At 40.3% G+C, this 15867-nt stretch carries 12 protein-coding genes, 7 tRNA genes, 1 rRNA gene and 1 pseudogene; 4 read left to right on the forward strand and 17 right to left on the reverse strand.

Going from position 1 to position 15867, the window contains the following annotated elements; translation table 11 throughout:
- Together RHS_RS27765 and RHS_RS27770 are read right to left on the reverse strand one after the other, a co-directional pair.
- Nucleotides 1-1209, reverse strand: a pseudogene (locus RHS_RS27765) (HAMP domain-containing protein); the annotation flags it as partial.
- Nucleotides 1210-1533: 324 nt separating this feature from the next.
- Nucleotides 1534-2892 carry a uracil-xanthine permease family protein gene (locus RHS_RS27770; protein ID WP_027295466.1) on the reverse strand — a complete coding sequence of 453 codons (1359 nt, stop codon included), beginning with the start codon at nt 2890-2892 and terminating at the stop codon, nt 1534-1536.
- A 179-nt stretch (nt 2893-3071) separates the two neighbouring features.
- Here RHS_RS27770 and RHS_RS27775 point away from each other — a divergent pair, with 179 nt between their 5' ends.
- The 3 genes from RHS_RS27775 to RHS_RS27785 all read left to right on the forward strand — a co-directional run bounded on the left by RHS_RS27775 (nt 3072) and on the right by RHS_RS27785 (nt 4759).
- Nucleotides 3072-3575 carry an RNA polymerase sigma factor gene (locus tag RHS_RS27775; protein WP_047835015.1) on the forward strand — a complete coding sequence of 168 codons (504 nt, stop codon included), beginning with the start codon at nt 3072-3074 and terminating at the stop codon, nt 3573-3575.
- Nucleotides 3562-3765 (forward strand): hypothetical protein, encoded by a 204-nt coding sequence (locus tag RHS_RS27780; RefSeq protein WP_047835016.1) that lies wholly within the window; start codon nt 3562-3564, stop codon nt 3763-3765. The genes RHS_RS27775 and RHS_RS27780 overlap by 14 nt, the downstream gene beginning before the upstream one ends.
- A gap of 133 nt (nt 3766-3898) precedes the next feature.
- Entirely contained in the window at nt 3899-4759 is an 861-nt protein-coding gene (locus tag RHS_RS27785) for an anti sigma factor C-terminal domain-containing protein (protein ID WP_395023616.1), read from the forward strand.
- Between the two features lie 191 nt (nt 4760-4950).
- Here the strand turns inward: RHS_RS27785 and RHS_RS27790 are convergent, their stop codons facing one another.
- The 6 genes from RHS_RS27790 to RHS_RS27815 form a co-directional block, all read right to left on the reverse strand.
- The gene (locus tag RHS_RS27790; RefSeq protein WP_047835018.1) at nt 4951-6273 is read right to left on the reverse strand and encodes an MATE family efflux transporter; all 1323 of its coding nucleotides are present in this window, start codon (nt 6271-6273) and stop codon (nt 4951-4953) included.
- A 211-nt stretch (nt 6274-6484) separates the two neighbouring features.
- Nucleotides 6485-7093, reverse strand: a complete 609-nt coding sequence (locus RHS_RS27795) for a sugar O-acetyltransferase (RefSeq protein ID WP_027295462.1) — start codon at nt 7091-7093, stop codon at nt 6485-6487.
- 55 nt (nt 7094-7148) lie between these two features.
- The gene (locus RHS_RS27800) at nt 7149-8816 is read right to left on the reverse strand and encodes an alpha-glucosidase (protein WP_047835019.1); all 1668 of its coding nucleotides are present in this window, start codon (nt 8814-8816) and stop codon (nt 7149-7151) included.
- Between the two features lie 113 nt (nt 8817-8929).
- Nucleotides 8930-9871, reverse strand: a complete 942-nt coding sequence (locus tag RHS_RS27805) for an AraC family transcriptional regulator (RefSeq protein ID WP_243133017.1) — start codon at nt 9869-9871, stop codon at nt 8930-8932.
- 70 nt (nt 9872-9941) lie between these two features.
- Complete coding sequence (locus RHS_RS27810; protein WP_047835020.1) at nt 9942-10574, reverse strand: bacterioferritin-associated ferredoxin; 633 nt, start codon at nt 10572-10574, stop codon at nt 9942-9944.
- Nucleotides 10574-11086 (reverse strand): ferritin, encoded by a 513-nt coding sequence (locus RHS_RS27815; RefSeq protein ID WP_027295459.1) that lies wholly within the window; start codon nt 11084-11086, stop codon nt 10574-10576. The genes RHS_RS27810 and RHS_RS27815 overlap by 1 nt, the downstream gene beginning before the upstream one ends.
- Before the next feature lie 193 nt (nt 11087-11279).
- Here RHS_RS27815 and RHS_RS27820 point away from each other — a divergent pair, with 193 nt between their 5' ends.
- Nucleotides 11280-12629 carry an MATE family efflux transporter gene (locus RHS_RS27820; protein WP_047835021.1) on the forward strand — a complete coding sequence of 450 codons (1350 nt, stop codon included), beginning with the start codon at nt 11280-11282 and terminating at the stop codon, nt 12627-12629.
- Nucleotides 12630-12841: 212 nt separating this feature from the next.
- Here RHS_RS27820 and RHS_RS27825 read toward each other — a convergent pair whose 3' ends face one another.
- The 9 genes from RHS_RS27825 to RHS_RS27865 all read right to left on the reverse strand — a co-directional run.
- Nucleotides 12842-14470 carry a polysaccharide biosynthesis protein gene (locus RHS_RS27825; protein WP_044290227.1) on the reverse strand — a complete coding sequence of 543 codons (1629 nt, stop codon included), beginning with the start codon at nt 14468-14470 and terminating at the stop codon, nt 12842-12844.
- Nucleotides 14471-14682: 212 nt separating this feature from the next.
- Nucleotides 14683-14755: transfer RNA gene (locus RHS_RS27830), tRNA-Lys, on the reverse strand.
- A gap of 50 nt (nt 14756-14805) precedes the next feature.
- Nucleotides 14806-14878, reverse strand: a tRNA-Phe gene (locus tag RHS_RS27835).
- Nucleotides 14879-14954: 76 nt separating this feature from the next.
- Nucleotides 14955-15028 (reverse strand) — tRNA-Met (locus tag RHS_RS27840).
- A 41-nt stretch (nt 15029-15069) separates the two neighbouring features.
- Nucleotides 15070-15151, reverse strand: a tRNA-Tyr gene (locus RHS_RS27845).
- Between the two features lie 4 nt (nt 15152-15155).
- Nucleotides 15156-15228: transfer RNA gene (locus tag RHS_RS27850), tRNA-Thr, on the reverse strand.
- Nucleotides 15229-15233: 5 nt separating this feature from the next.
- Nucleotides 15234-15306: transfer RNA gene (locus RHS_RS27855), tRNA-Val, on the reverse strand.
- A 42-nt stretch (nt 15307-15348) separates the two neighbouring features.
- Nucleotides 15349-15422: transfer RNA gene (locus tag RHS_RS27860), tRNA-Asp, on the reverse strand.
- A gap of 121 nt (nt 15423-15543) precedes the next feature.
- Nucleotides 15544-15867: ribosomal RNA gene (locus RHS_RS27865) — 23S ribosomal RNA — on the reverse strand; the annotation flags it as partial.

Consider the following 15867-nt stretch of genomic DNA (forward strand, 5'->3'; position numbering starts at 1 on the left):
ATTAATCTGCGCTTGCAGCAGCTGCAGCTCCGCTTCTCTTTCTTTTACCTGAAGGGACAAGAGCTGCTCCTTTAACTCCAGATTATTGTTTACTGTCTCCTTTAACAGCCCTCCAATTTTACCTATTTCACTGTTATCAAATTTTTCAACGATGTGACGTTTTCCTTCTTTTACCTGATTAATGACGATTTCCAGCTTTCTAAGCGGTTTGTTAATCTTCTTGGAAATAAAATCAGAAATAAACGTACAGATTACCACCAAGGCTGCTGCAGCTATCAGGCTCACCATCCCGATATACGAACTATCCCGGCTCAAATCACTTTTTGCAATACCATTTACAATCTTCCAGCCGGTAACAGTATCTGTCCGGCTAGTAAACAAATATTGTGGATCATCCTTTCCCTGTGCATGAAAGTATCTGTTTTTGATATCCTCTGAATATTGCACATCGCCGGTTTGATAAACTACCACATCCGGTGCTCTTTCATCTATCACCATCAGCGTGTCCGTTTTGAAATTACCATCATTCTTCAAAAGAGAGCTGCGCAGAAAAGACTTGTTCAGATGTACTACAATCTGCCCCTGTGACTGAAGGGTTGCAGGATTTACAATGTCCTTTATCACTGAAATAACATTTTGGTTCCCTTCCGGATCCAGAATGTCATATCCATAAAAAATCTCTCTGCCCTTCTTCTCCTCCGCTTCTTTCATCCACTGGTATGATGCCATTCCATCCCAGTTATAGTACTTCAAATACGCGGAAGAATTCTGCCCTCCCCTGATGCGCTTATAATATCTTCCACTCTCATCAAAAATAAAAATGCCGTCAATCATTAAATTCTGGGATTCTACATTCATAAAAATACTGTCCAGCCTCTTGCTTAGAGAAGTATCATAATATGTCCCGGTGGAATTTGAATACTCCTGATTTTTTGCAGACAATATATTTAAAAAGTTGCTGTCTCCCACCGTGATTCGTATGAGATCAATGGTATGATATAGTTTCAAATCGATTACATCAGAAAAAGCTTTTAGATTATTTTCGTATGTCTTTTTATAATTGTCCTCAATTCTATTCTTTGAAATGCTATAGATCACTACAGATAATGCAGTTGTAATAAAAATGGTTAGTAGAATCATGGAAAACAGAATCTGACTCTTAATCTTCTTCGAATTGGTTCGGATAAAAGATTCAATTTTATGTATCATGGCATATTTGTATGACCCCTCCTGAATCCGGATAGTTCTATAACAAACAATTTCTATCCCATTCCAGAGGATATTTCCATACTCTCCTTTCTATCCCAATATTAATGTGTACATCATTCTTGCTCATTACAGTCTTATTTCACATATAATTATGCATAACAAAAAGCTATGGTTTCTTCATTTTATGATCATATTCAACAAATTTATTTTACTACATAAAACCTCCCATTGGTATAAAAATTGTCTGGAAATTGTAATAATACAAAAAAGCAATACAGCATCCCAATTCGAATACCGCATTGCTTTTCATCTAAATCACAAATCTTAAGAAGAACAACTCTCTTCGCTGTCCCCTTCTCCGGATACCTCCATATTAGCCGGAAGCACCAGATTCATTACTATTGCAACGATAAATACAATCGCAACACAATTATTAGCCAAAACTTCCTGTACCATTTTCGGGAAAATTGTGAAAATGGCTGGTACCTGTGTGAACCCAATTCCAATTCCCAGAGATAGTGCCGTAATCACGGTATTCCTCTGATTAAATCCACACCTTGTAATCATCTGGACACCACTTACAACAATCGAACCGAACATCATGATTGTACAGCCTCCCAAAACCGCATCCGGCAGTGTGGCAAGCAGTTTTCCGATAACCGGAAACAGGCCTGCAAGTATCATGACACAGGCACCTGTCATAATGGTAAAGCGGTTTACCACTTTCGTCATGGCGATCAGTCCCACATTTTGACTGAATGATGTAATAGGAAGACAGCCAAACAGAGAAGATACCGAGCTCAGATATCCGTCGCAGGCTAGCGATCCGGATATTTCCTTGTCCGTCACATCTCTTTTTAGGCCTGTAACAGCCATGGCAGAAGTATCTCCAATCGTTTCTGTGGCGGAAACCAGAAAGATAACCGTCACGGCAATAATCGCGCTTACATTGAATTCAGGAATAAACGGCAATACCTTTGGCAATGCAACAATACCGGCGGAAGCCACTTCCGAGAAATTCACCATGCCCATTACCATTGCTAAGACATACCCCACTACAAGTCCAAAGAGCACGGATAATTGTTTCCAGAAGGATTTCGCAAATATGTTAAATACCAGACAGCTTACCAATGTTACAGTTCCCAGAATCAGATTCTGTGCTGATCCAAAGTTTTCACTGCCGGCGCCTCCTCCAAAAGAAGAAGCCCCTACATTCAGCAAAGAAAAACCAATTGCGGTAACAACACAAGCCGCTACGATGGGTGCTACGATCTTTCTCCAGTATTTTGCACAAAGCCCCAAAGTACCCTCAATAATACCTCCGATCAGAATCGCGCCAATAGCGGCGGGATAGCCAAACGTGGCTGCAACGTAACACAGAATTGTTACAAAGGTAAAACTTACCCCCATTACAATTGGCAGTCTTGCCCCAACCTTCCATACCGGATATAATTGAATTAACGTACCGATTCCTGCAATAAACATTGCATTTTGAATTAACATCGCTTTTTGTTCAGGCGTAAGGCCTGCTGCATTTGTCACAATCAGAATCGGTGCTATATTCGCCACGAACATTGCAAGTACATGCTGCAAACCAAAGGGAATCGCCTTGGAAATGGGCACACGGCCGTTAAGCTGGTAGATATTTTCTACCCTGGCATTTGAATTTACATTTGCTTTCATTTCTTTCTCCTTTAGTAGTTTCTTGGTAAATCTCAAGTCACGAAATTTACAACAGATTTATTTTACTATAAAAAGTACTGTATGGGTATAAAATTTTTATGGAAATTTAATAATTACAAAAAAAGTGTAACCTTTTGTAATGGAAAACGTTTATTAAATGAACAGGAAGGAGGGGAACTGTGAAAAAGGATGACCTGGAACAAATATATAAAACCTATTACCATGAAATATATTTATACGCTCTGTCTCTATGTAAAAATACGCTGGAAGCAGAGGAGATCACCAGTGATACCTTCTACAAAGCCCTCCTCTGTGCCGAGCTTCAGAATGAATCCATCAAATACTGGCTTCTGCGTGTATGCAAAAATATTTTTATAGACCAGGCAAGGCAGAAAAAAAGAAGACCTGTTACACCTTTAGAAGATATCGGCAGTCCGTCTTATGACAATGTACTGGAACGAATGATTCAAAATGAGGATGCAAAGGTACTTTACCACTGTATTCTACAATTACCCGACCGTTACCGCGAATTAATCTACATGTTCTATTTTATGAATTACAGTTTAAAAGAAATTGCTCATTTTACATGTCAATCAACAGGAACCACCAGAACAGCCCTCTGCCGGTCCAGAGATAAGCTGCGCTCAATATTAGAAAGGGAGGGATACTATGAATTTCCATGAACTTTTAGAAAAATACAAATCCAACACAGCCACACCGGAAGAAATCCGGATGGTAGAAGAAGAATTGGAGAAATACGAAAGCATTACCGAATACTATACGGACCAGATGGGCGAAAATCTGAATCTGGACCTGCTGTCTGAAACAGAAGAATCAGAGATCAAAAATGTAAAAAAAACACGTAAACCGTAAACTCCGCCGAAATATTTTTATCTCCATATTAAGCATCCTCGTTTTATCTGCGGCAGTAATTCTGATTATCAATCAGAACTACTACGACCCCAATCGCGGAATTCCCACGGATGAATACGGTTTTGGACAGTTCATGATGGATACCATGGCTTTTACCGAAGTACATTCACCCGGATATGCAACCAATACAGCAGAAGCCGTAAGAGACGGGCTGGGCAGCTATCAGATCCAGATCAGGCAGAACCATTATTTTACCGGTAAGGAATCTGTATTCAGCGGAAAAATAATACGGGGAGAATTCCTGGACAGCGGCAACTCACTTATAAACTTCTGGCATTTTCCCTCTGCAAACTGTTTTGCTTTTAAAGAAGGCACACTGGTCTGGCAGGAAGCATCCGGAGTAGAGTACCGCCAGCAGCCACAGGACGACATCCAATATCAGGCAGATGCCTTAAAGGACCTGCCAAAATCATCTCAGGTCGAGGCATATTTTACTTTTGAAAAAAATCTTACACTGGAAGAATTCAACAAACTCTACCTAAAATGGTATGGTGATGAAGACCATCAATTAGACATTACTTATGCAGCAGTCTGGACTGGCACTCACAGGGGCGCAACCGTTGGATTCCAGCCTGGTGGCGGCGGCAATGTATATGAATCTGTCAAAGAAGTGGAAAAAAATTATCCATATCTAAGCCTGGTGGACCACAATGAGGAGCTTGATAAAGACCCTGTAGGAATCTGGCAGACTCACTTCGAGTCACTTTTAAGCTATCTCACAGACCGGCAGGAATTTTTACAGGCAATGGCAAATGTAAATAATATCGGCCCCTGGTTTTACCAGGATATTCAGGCATATATAAAGGAAAACGGCATGCAGATCTATGGTATTTTAGCACAGGGCAGCGCAGATCAAGTACTGAGTTTCCTGGAGCAGGAGAACATAGACGGATTTAATGTAGCGGATGTCAAACTATCCATCCTGTCCCACTGATTTCCATGAAGCACTCCGCCGTTGCATAATAGCTCCTTAAACTGTATTCCTCTTCATTTCGCCGCAGTCCTACATCCTCACTGCCAGTCACTGCACTGCTAAACTATACACCGCTATATTTCACCACAGTCCTACATCTCCGCATCCGGTCACTGCGCTGCTAAACTGTATTCCGCCGCATTCCACTGCTACTAAACTGTATTCCGCCGCAGTCCACTGCTGCCAAACTGTACTGCACCGCATACTGCAGCCGTTAAAAGTTCTGTAGCCGGCACAACCAGCCATACCCCTGTCATATTCCATACATTTGGAAATACAAGGATCAAAACTACATTTAGTATAACTCCTCTTAACAGAGCAATCAGCATGGAGCGCGCCGGCTGATCTTTGGCTGACAATACGGCAGCCATAACCACATTGATTCCCATAGGGATAAAAGCGAGAAAGTAAATCTTTATTCCCTCCAGGGCAATCTTCGTAAACCCGGCGTCACCTGATTCATTGAAGATTGTAACAATAGGTTCTGCCAGCAGCACACCGCCTGCATAACAGATTACTCCGCAGGCGGCAGCAAGCAGAACCCCTCTTTGCATCACGAAGCGTATACCGCCAAAATCTTTTTTCCCATACTGGGAACTGATGATCGGCTGCACTCCCTGGGCAATTCCGGTAAATATGGAACATACAATCAGGGCAATATTGGCAATCACACCATATGCAGCGACACCTATGTTCCCGGCAAGCTTTAAAATTGTAAAATTGAACAGCAGCATCACAATTGCAGAAGATAATTCTCCAATAAAAGAGGACATACCAAGAGAAATTGTCCGGACTACATCTGAAATCTTTGTTCTTTCTTTCACCAACCTAAAGTGGCTGCGTCCTTTAATTTTGTGTGTGGAAAGCACACACATGCTTAAGACCGGTGCAATCCCGGTAGCAAATGCCGCCCCAAACATCCCCCACCGAAACCCGAATACAAATAAAATATCCAAAACAATATTGCTGAAACTTCCGGTCAGCATCGCCGCCATTGCCGTCTGGGGGTACCCGTCGTTCCTTACAAAACAAACCAACACATTATTTACCATAAACGCAAGGGAAAAAAGCAGTATGGTTCTCATATAAGGGATCATATCCTGCATAACTGCCTCATCTGCTCCCAATAGAGCCCCCAATTGCCTGGATGCAAACAAACCGACTAATGTAAAAAACACACCACAGAGAAGGGCCAGTTTAACGGAAAGTGTAAAAGAAGCTTTCGCCGCCTTTTCATTTCCTGTCCCCATAGCCATCGCAAAACGGGTAGCACCCCCCATTCCAATCATCAAACCTATCCCATTCATAAAAGAATATACAGGCAGAGTCAGATTCAATGCCGCAAGCCCATTACTCCCCACACCGTTTGCAACACAGAGGGTATCTACAAAAATAAAACAAGACAACCCCAGCATACTCAAAATGTTCAAAGATACATACTTTGCAAATACCCTTCCCAAACTTTTACTTTCCATAAAAATTCCACCTTTCTGCCTTGAGCCAGTTGAAAAAATATTCCTTATCACAAAAAAAGCACCAGTCATCTATACCCAATGGCCTAACGGTATAGATGTCCGATGCTTATTTATGATACATGCATCCGGCGACGCATGTAAAAAGCTCTTCTTTTATAATATGAGATTGATCTTACCACATGTTAAAAAAATTTGCAACTTAAAACACGCTCTAGTAGTCAGTCACATCAAATTTTTTGTCCTTAAAGTAAAAATCCCTGTCCGCCTCAGTAATCTCCCGTAGGATTCTGCATGGGTTACCCACTGCCACCACATTATCCGGAATATCCTTAGTCACAACGCTTCCCGAACCGATCACCACATTGTTGCCAATATGGACTCCGGGATTAACTACAACATTAGATCCCAGCCATACGCTGTCACCAATAGTGATACCGATTCCATATTCATATCCTGAATTTCTGGAATCCGGATGAATCGGATGCCCTGCAGTAATGATAGACACATTCGGTCCAAACATTGTATTATTTCCAATAGTAACTTTTCCCACATCCAGAATAACACAATTATAATTGGCAATAAAATTGTCACCTACTTCAATATTTTTTCCATAATCACAGTGAAACGGCGGTAAGACAGCTACATTTTTACCGGCCTTTCCCAGTATCCCACGGATCATCAGTTCCATCTTCTCCGCTTCATCCGGCCTGCATAAATTATATTCATAAATTTTCTTCTTATTTTCAATCTGTTCCTCAGCAAGGCCATCCATCCAGGCCTTATATGGAAGCCCCGTCAGCATTCTTTCTTTGTGATTCATACTGGTTCCTTTCTAGAAAGCAGCGGATAAATTTTCCGCTGCTTTGATCATCTGATTAAATTTCCAGAATTATAACCTGATATCCTTTGAGCTGCAAATCATTACCGTCCTGAGCAAGATCCGTATAATTATTAATTAATAATTTTTTATATGAACTTGGTAAAGTCACCGTCTGTCCGTCCATCTGGAAGTTAGCTACAACCATCAATGTCTTTTCTTGTCCTTTACGGTAATAAGCCATCAGATTATTCTGATCTTCCCATTCCGGAATAAATTCACCATATACAACAGCCTCCTGATAGACCGGATTCTTACGCAGTGCTATCAGTTGTTTGTAAAAAGAAAATACGGAATCTGAATTCTCTATCTGACTCTTTGCATTGATTCTGCTATAATTAGGATTTGCCGCAAGCCAGGGTGTACCAGTAGTAAATCCTGCATTTTCACTGTCATCCCACTGCATTGGCGTTCTTGCATTATCCCTGCTGAACTTGGAAATGACCTTTAAAGCTTCCGCTTCTGTAAGCCCTGCATCTATGGCAACACGGTATTCTTCCAGGGAGGAAATATCATCTACCTCGTCTATAGATGTAAATTCCATATTTTCCATTCCAAGTTCCTGTCCCTGATAAATAAACGGAAGGCCTCTCAGCATAAAGTTTACTGCCCCCAAAAGCTTCTTACTTGCATCGCAGACTTCTCCCTCCGGTAAGTAATGGCTGACACCTCTTGGCTCATCATGGTTTTCGATAATATTAGAGAGATATCCAATGTCTCCAACACGTTTTTGTGCATCAAAACAACATTTTTTATAATCATTCGGCGTAATCTGCGTATGAGCGTACCACCCTTTTTCATTCTGCCCAAAGATTGTTTCATTGAAATCAAACATACTGGAAAAATATCCATTGTCTCCGATAAAATCAGGCAATTCACCCTCTTTATCATTAAAGACTTCACCAACAGTAAATGCATCATACTTTTTAAATGTCCTGTCCCGCATTTCTCCCAGAAATTCACCAACACCCTCAGCTTCCTCTAACATATGGGCAATATTACTTAATCCATCTGCACGATCCGGTTCATAATTTTTAAATGGCAATGCCTTTTTAATATTAATAATTGCATCGATACGAAAGCCCGAAAGCCCTTTCTCCAACCACCAATTAATATTTTTATAAACCTCTTCCCGCACCTCCGGATTTTCCCAGTTTAAATCCGGCTGTTTTTTATGAAATACATGCAGATAAAGCTTATCGGTATCGGAAAGCGGCTCCCAGCAAGATCCTCCAAAATAAGATCTCCAATTACATGGAAGCTCCCCGTCCTTCTTATCCTCCAGATAAAAATACTTCCCATATTTCCCTTCCGGATCTTTCATCGCCATCTTAAACCACTCATGTTCATCGGAACAATGATTAACTACTAAATCCATAAGAATATACATTCCCCGCTTCTTTGCTTCCATAAGCAGTTCATCCATATCCTCCATCGTCCCAAATCTGGGATCAATGTTATAATAGTCCGAAATATCATATCCCTGATCCGCCAAGGGTGAGGAATAGATGGGAGATAACCAGATGATATCCACTCCCAGATCCTGTAAATAATCCAGCTTGCTTATAATTCCCTGTATATCTCCAATTCCATCCCCATTGGAATCATAAAAACTCTTCGGATAAATCTGATATGCTGTCTTTTCTTGCCACCATTTTTTTTGCATTCTATGTGCCTCCACAATTATATTTTCATTACTTATAGCACATATTATACTATTTCACTTCACATAAGTCCTACATTTATTTGTTCAAAAACTTCACTATTTTGACTTTTTTATCATTTCATCTCATTCGCAAAACTGCTGCGGTTTTCCTTCTTATACAAGCGTGGAGTCGTTCCCGTATACTTTTTAAACTCTCTTAAAAAGTTTCCAAGATTATTAAACCCGCAGTCCAGACAAATGTCCATAATCAGATTATCTGTACTTATCACCATTTCAGCCGCCCTGCGAATACGAATTTCATTAACATATTCCATTGGTGTCTTACCTATTGCCCGCCTAAAGAAACGGCAGAAATACTGCTCATTTATATTAATCAGCCCTGCCAGATCACGAATATAAATTCTATCCCTGTAGTTCTCCCTTATATAAGTTAAAACCGTCTTAATACTCTCCACCTGATGATTTACTCCGTTCTCCTGCCTGGTAAGCAGCCCCTGCCCGGTAAGTATCGCAAGTATCCTAAGCAAAGATGCCTTAATCAACATCTGGGATACCGATACACTTACATTTTTTTGACCTGGTTTCTCCCCTGTGTCTTCCATCATACTAAAAGCTTTTTGAATCTGCTCATACTCTCTGTATATATCCTGAAACTCTTTAAGAGATGCATTTATACTTCTTGGTAATGAAAGATTTCCATTTATCAAAGGCTGAATTACCTGGTTTTGCATTGTGTCATAAGAATTAAAGCTAAGTACATAAGGGTTAAAAACTACCGCATCTTCCTCACATAGACCATCCGACGTAATATAATGAAGTTCTCCCGGGTTGACAAAGAAAAAACATTCTTCCGTAATCTCATAAGACTCCATGTTTATCTCCATATGAAAATTCCCTTTTTTAAAATGCAGCAATTCAATCTCATCATGCCAGTGATGCTTTACTAAAAAAAGACTTTCACTCTGCTCAGCCTCATAAAAAGCACAGCGAAAAGAAGCTGACCCATGAGGCTTATCCTCCTTCAAACTCTTCGTATTTTGTACCTGAATAGCCAAGACCCTCCTCCCCACAAGAAAAAAAGCTGTCTCCAGCTTTTTCTTCTTCATTCTTCTTTTACTTTTTCCATTACTTCTTTTTGCTTTTCTTTTTCTTCTTTATATCTTTTACTTTAAAATTTTTGTCATCTAACTTAATAACCCTAATCTTCTGTTGATGATCTTTTTTTACTACCTGACCATTTATCAATTTCGATTCTGTTTTTTCATCCTCAGACTTTTTCTCTTTTAATTTCTTATCTATTGACATAGCAGTCATTGGATTTTCATCTTTGAGCTTTATATCCTTCAGAGTTTTATCGTTTAATGATATATCCTTAATCTGTTTATTCTTTATCTTTTTATCCTTTGTCTTCCTACACTTCGATCCCTTTGCTTCCTTAACCTTTATCCCTCTATTCTTTGCTTCCTTATCCTCTGTTTTCTTAACCTTTATCCCCTTATTCTTTGCTTCCTTATCCTTTGTTTTCTTAACCTTTATCTTCTTATCCTTTACCATCTTAACACCGGAAGTTTCCTTCCCCATATCTTCCAACATTTCCTTTGTAAATTCCTTCACTCTGCATTCACAATGTCCACATTTCCCAGATACCTTCGTTACCTTCTTTACCTTTTTAAATGAATCCGCACCATCTTCTACTGCCTTACGGATATCATCACAAGAAACCTTAAAACAAGGACAAATGTATTTTCCTTTTCCCATTATAACACCAATGACGGAGCTGTATAAACTCTGGCAGCCATCTCTGAATCGATGAGGTATAGACCCTTAGGATCTTCACCAAACAGTTTATATTTCTTGATCATATCCTCCGCATTTTTCTCCTCTTCTCCCTGTTCTTTTACAAACCAGTCCAGAAACTGCATCGTACGGAAGTCTTTTACAGAATAGGCTGCCTCGTAGATCGTATGAATCAGCCCCGTAACGTATTGCTCATGCTCCAATGTTGCCTGAAGCGGATCTCCTGGTTTTTTAAATTCAAACTCTGGCTTTTCAACTGCTTCAAAAGTTACCTTTTCTCCATTATTCTGCATATACTGCATAAATAATAACGCATGATCTCTTTCTTCCTGCGCCTGAATCTTGAACCAGCTGGCATATCCCTCTAATCCGGTTTCAATAAAATAATTTGAAAAATCCAAATAGAGATACGCGGAATAAAATTCCTTATTAATCTGAGTATTAATTAGTTCTGCTACTTTTTTATCCAACATTTTGTTTCCTCCTCGGTTTCTAAGATTCTGTATATGTGATCATTATAGCACCTGTATCTCTAAGAAACAATGCAATTATTATAGTCAATATAAATGCTTTTCATTCATAATCCAACTATGGTATAATCCTCTTAATATACTCTCCAGCCTGCTCTAACAGAATATTAGAATTTAATAAATATACGAGGTACTTATGAGTAAAAATATTAACCTGCTAAAGGGCCCTATTCTGCCCTCACTTACAAAACTAGCTTTACCAATTATGCTAACTTCCCTGATTCAGATGGCATACAACATGATTGATATGATCTGGATTGGCAGACTCAGCAGTAATGCCGTCGCTGCTGTTGGTGCTGCAGGAATGTATATGTGGCTCTCAAACGGACTTGCAGCCCTTGGCCGAATGGGCGGACAAGTTAAGGTTGGACACTCCTTTGGTGCAGGAGTGTATCATACTGCCGCAGATTTTGCCAGGGCTGCTTTACAACTGGGAATATTTTTTGGCATTGCCTATGGACTTGCCTCCGTAATTTTCCATGTACCACTGATAGGCTTCTTCAAGCTGAACAGCCCACAGGTTGTGGCAGATGCCCAGATATATTTAATCATCACTTGCGGCGGAGTTCTATTTTCTTTCCTGAACCAGATATTTTCCGGCATAATGACCGCCATGGGAAACAGTAGAAATTCTTTAATAGCAACAACTACCGGACTTGCCCTAAACCTGGTACTGGATCCTGTTCTTATATTTGGCTTAGGTCCATTTCCCAATTTGGGCGTAGCGGGAGCTGCCATTGCAACCGTACTTGCACAGGCAATTGTTACGCTGGTATTTATTGTTTTTGCAATGAGAGATACAATTATTTTTAACAAAATACATATATTCTCCAGACCGTCAAAGCAGTATATGGGTGAAATAATACGAATTGGACTTCCCACATCCATACAGAGTATGATATTTACAGGTATCTCCATGATCATAGCACGACTCATCGCAGGCTTTGGGGACACTGCCGTAGCAGTTCAAAAAGTTGGTTCCCAGATAGAGTCTATCTCCTGGATGACTGCAGATGGCTTTGCCGCAGCTGTGAACTCCTTTGTAGCACAGAACTATGGCTCCGGGAACAATACCCGGGTAAGGAAAGGTTACGCTGTATCAATGGGCGCAGTTACCGTATGGGGTATCGTATGTACATTCATCTTAATCTGCCTGCCCGGACCTATTTTTCAAGTATTTATTCCGGAGAAAGAAATTTTAAGTATGGGTATAGATTATCTGCAAATCCTGGGAATCTCTCAGTTGTTCATGTGTGTTGAGATTGCAACAGCAGGCGCATTTTCCGGATTGGGTAAAACCATACCTCCATCTGTAGTTGGTATTGTACTCACTTCCGCCAGAATTCCTCTTGCTCTATTGCTGACCGGTACCGCTTTAGGTCTCAATGGAATTTGGTGGAGTATCACAATATCCAGTACTCTAAAAGGAATTACCCTGTTCATCTGGTTCTTCCGGTATCAAAAAAATACGCTTTCCCATGTTTAAAAATATATAGAATAAAAAGGAATTATTTGTTATATTACCTAACGAATATAACAAATAATTCCTTTTATAGGTACGCTTATACGTAAATCTTTGCGGACATTGCTTTCCTTCCTCCTCCTAATACCACGGACGGGATTGACTGCAGTCGCCATCTCCACGGGAATCGAATGGATTACCGTAGTTGCATTCCAAACTTTAATTTACTTAAAACATTACCGATAAAATCTCCCTGTAAATCTTGCTATTGTTCTTCCCATGGGCAAATCATATAATTCCTCTAAAGAGAAACAGTGAAAAGCAAAAATAAAGAAAAAGTAACTGCAAACGCCAACGGCTAAAGGCACTACCACTGAAACAACTGTATTTCCGATAAACTTATCCACAATCCAGTAAACAAAAAATACAATTATCCCCATAATCAAGGACGCAATGATCGGAATTAGATACGTCCTCTTCACATCCTTATGGATATGTAGCTCATTATTCAAAGATCTCTCGTTTAAGACACAGATTACCAGAGGAAAAATAATATTTCCCACAACTAAAATATAAGCATTCAATCCAGTAAAAATCAAAAGAGGACAAATAAATACTAAATGTACCACCAAACCAATAAATGCATTTACAATTGGCTCTCTCATCTTGTTCAAACTTTGTAATATTGCTGTAGATATGGATGCCAAAGAATAAAATACAATCGAAACAGCCCCTATCTGCAGCATGTGTACCGACAAATCTCTGTGTTCTGTCAAAGCTGCAAATATTAACGATATAATAGGCCTAGCAAGCACCATAAATCCAATTACTGACGGTATCGTAAGAACCATCACGAACTTATTAATAAAGTTTACCTTCTCAAATATTCCTCTTCTATCATGTCTTTCCTTAGAAGCAACAATGCTGGGTACAATAGAAACCGCCAAAGAAGAAGCAAACGCAATAGGAATATTAATAAGAAGATTATATTGCGTACTATACACACCCTGAATTGCAGTTACAAAGTCCACAGCTAAACCTTTAAAATTCAATATATTTCCAAATATTAAATCATCCAGCGTCCCGCTGAGCTGATAAGCTGCCTGACTTAAAGAAATAGGAATTAATGTCATCAGCAATAACTTGTTCAGTCTTCCATCTGATGCCACATGACGGTTCTTACATCTTCTTACTCTTCTAAGATACCCCGGTCGATACAGTAAATATAAAACTAATAAAAAAGCAAAAGCAGACAACGCACCACACAAGGTACCCATAATACCGCCTGCCGCCCCATATGCAAAAACATCTGCGGAAGATTGATATACTCTCATAAATTGCATAACTGCTACAATACTTATAATTGCATTAATAATCTGTTCTATAATCTGAGAAACCGCCGATGGAATCATCGTATTTTTTCCCTGAAAAAATCCCCGCATTACACCTAAAATAGCCATCACAAACGTAGTCGGTGCTACGATTCGGAGGGGTTTTGCCAATCCTGGTTTCGCATAACACATTTCCAGAAAATCAGCGCCAAAATATATTAATACCCAAAATATACCACCAACAATTACCGCCAGTATTAAGGAATTGCGAAATAAGCGATAAGCACTCCGATACTCCTTTTTAATCTCATACTGGGATATTAATTTAGATAATCCCAGAGGAAGGCTGGAACATGACAAAGTTAAAACAATATTATAAATACCAAAGGCTACTCCATATAGACCGTTTCCAACCTCACCGAGCATGTTAGCCATTGGAATACGATATAAAAATCCAATCAACTTTACGATAATACCTGCAACCGCCAGAATGCTTCCCTGAAGAAGTAATTCCTTCTTACTATCATTTGCCATATCCCGTACCATATCCTTTCATAGGCTGCAGCCTGCAAACCTCTTTATCCCGTATCTGTCATTCTTCCCACTAATTTATAACTTATTCATTCCTATTTTAACTGTACTCCCATATTTAAAAATCGTATAAAATCAATTTAAAACCAACTTAAAACAAACTGAATAACAGAAAACCCCACAGGATAGTTACTCCTGCAGGGTTCTTTTTGTAATGAGACATCGGGGATTCGAACCCCGGACAACTTGATTAAAAGTCAAGTGCTCTACCAACTGAGCTAATATCCCGCATATTAAATTTTACTTTATAAGACATAAACCAGTTTCAAGTCTTATAATGCCCAGAGCCGGAATCGAACCAGCGACACGAGGATTTTCAGTCCTCTGCTCTACCAACTGAGCTATCTGGGCCTAGGGTTGTACACCCTCTTTACAGCATAATGGAAGCGAGCTTCCGAATACTTCCGTAATGGTGCGCTTCCAAAAATTGCGGGGGCAGGATTTGAACCTACGACCTTCGGGTTATGAGCCCGACGAGCTTCCAGACTGCTCCACCCCGCGATAGTATTTATTTAGTTTTTTGATAGAGATGTAAATCTCAATGGATGGAGGTGGATTCGAACCACCGAAGCAATTTGCAGCAGATTTACAGTCTGTCCCCTTTGGCCACTCGGGAATCCATCCAAAAAGCCGATGATCGGACTCGAACCGATAACCTGCTGATTACAAATCAGCTGCTCTGCCAATTGAGCCACATCGGCATTAATGGGACCTATAGGGCTCGAACCTATGACCCTCTGCTTGTAAGGCAGATGCTCTCCCAGCTGAGCTAAGATCCCATGGGATATAAAATTATTTAATTACACATCTACTGATGTGAACGACCCAGATCGGACTCGAACCGACGACCTTCGCCGTGACAGGGCGACGCTCTAACCAACTGAGCCACTGGGCCAACTCTTTTGTAAGGTTTATATACCTTCAAAACCACACACAGAAATTCATCAAATATCATCCGTTCTTGCATTACCAACTTCGTTGATCATATCAACTTTATTGACATTATCCTAAACCTTATGGATAAGCCTTCGACCTATTAGTATTAGTCAGCTCCATACATTACTGCACTTCCACCTCTAACCTATCTACCTCGTCGTCTTCAAGGGGTCTTACCGCTTATGCGGGGGATATCTCATCTTGAGGGGGGCTTCACGCTTAGATGCCTTCAGCGTTTATCCCTTCCCGACTTGGCTACCCGGCCATGCTCTTGGTAGAACAACCGGTACACCAGAGGTCAGTCCAACCCGGTCCTCTCGTACTAAGGTCAGCTCCTCTCAAATATCCTGCGCCCACGCCGGATAGGGACCGAACTGTCTCACGACGTTCTGAACCCAGCTCGC

Source organism: Robinsoniella sp. RHS, assembly GCF_001029355.1.
Lineage (GTDB): Bacteria > Bacillota > Clostridia > Lachnospirales > Lachnospiraceae > Robinsoniella > Robinsoniella peoriensis.

Coding starts and splice junctions, on each gene's coding strand:
- RHS_RS27770 (WP_027295466.1), bottom strand. CDS start 2,892: ATGAAAGCAAATGTAAATTCAAATGCCAGGGTAGAAAATATCTACCAG.
- RHS_RS27780 (WP_047835016.1), top strand. CDS start 3,562: ATGAATTTCCATGAACTTTTAGAAAAATACAAATCCAACACAGCCACA.
- RHS_RS27785 (WP_395023616.1), top strand. CDS start 3,899: ATGATGGATACCATGGCTTTTACCGAAGTACATTCACCCGGATATGCA.
- RHS_RS27790 (WP_047835018.1), bottom strand. CDS start 6,273: ATGGAAAGTAAAAGTTTGGGAAGGGTATTTGCAAAGTATGTATCTTTG.
- RHS_RS27795 (WP_027295462.1), bottom strand. CDS start 7,093: ATGAATCACAAAGAAAGAATGCTGACGGGGCTTCCATATAAGGCCTGG.
- RHS_RS27800 (WP_047835019.1), bottom strand. CDS start 8,816: ATGCAAAAAAAATGGTGGCAAGAAAAGACAGCATATCAGATTTATCCG.
- RHS_RS27810 (WP_047835020.1), bottom strand. CDS start 10,574: ATGGGAAAAGGAAAATACATTTGTCCTTGTTTTAAGGTTTCTTGTGAT.
- RHS_RS27815 (WP_027295459.1), bottom strand. CDS start 11,086: ATGTTGGATAAAAAAGTAGCAGAACTAATTAATACTCAGATTAATAAG.
- RHS_RS27820 (WP_047835021.1), top strand. CDS start 11,280: ATGAGTAAAAATATTAACCTGCTAAAGGGCCCTATTCTGCCCTCACTT.
- RHS_RS27825 (WP_044290227.1), bottom strand. CDS start 14,470: ATGGCAAATGATAGTAAGAAGGAATTACTTCTTCAGGGAAGCATTCTG.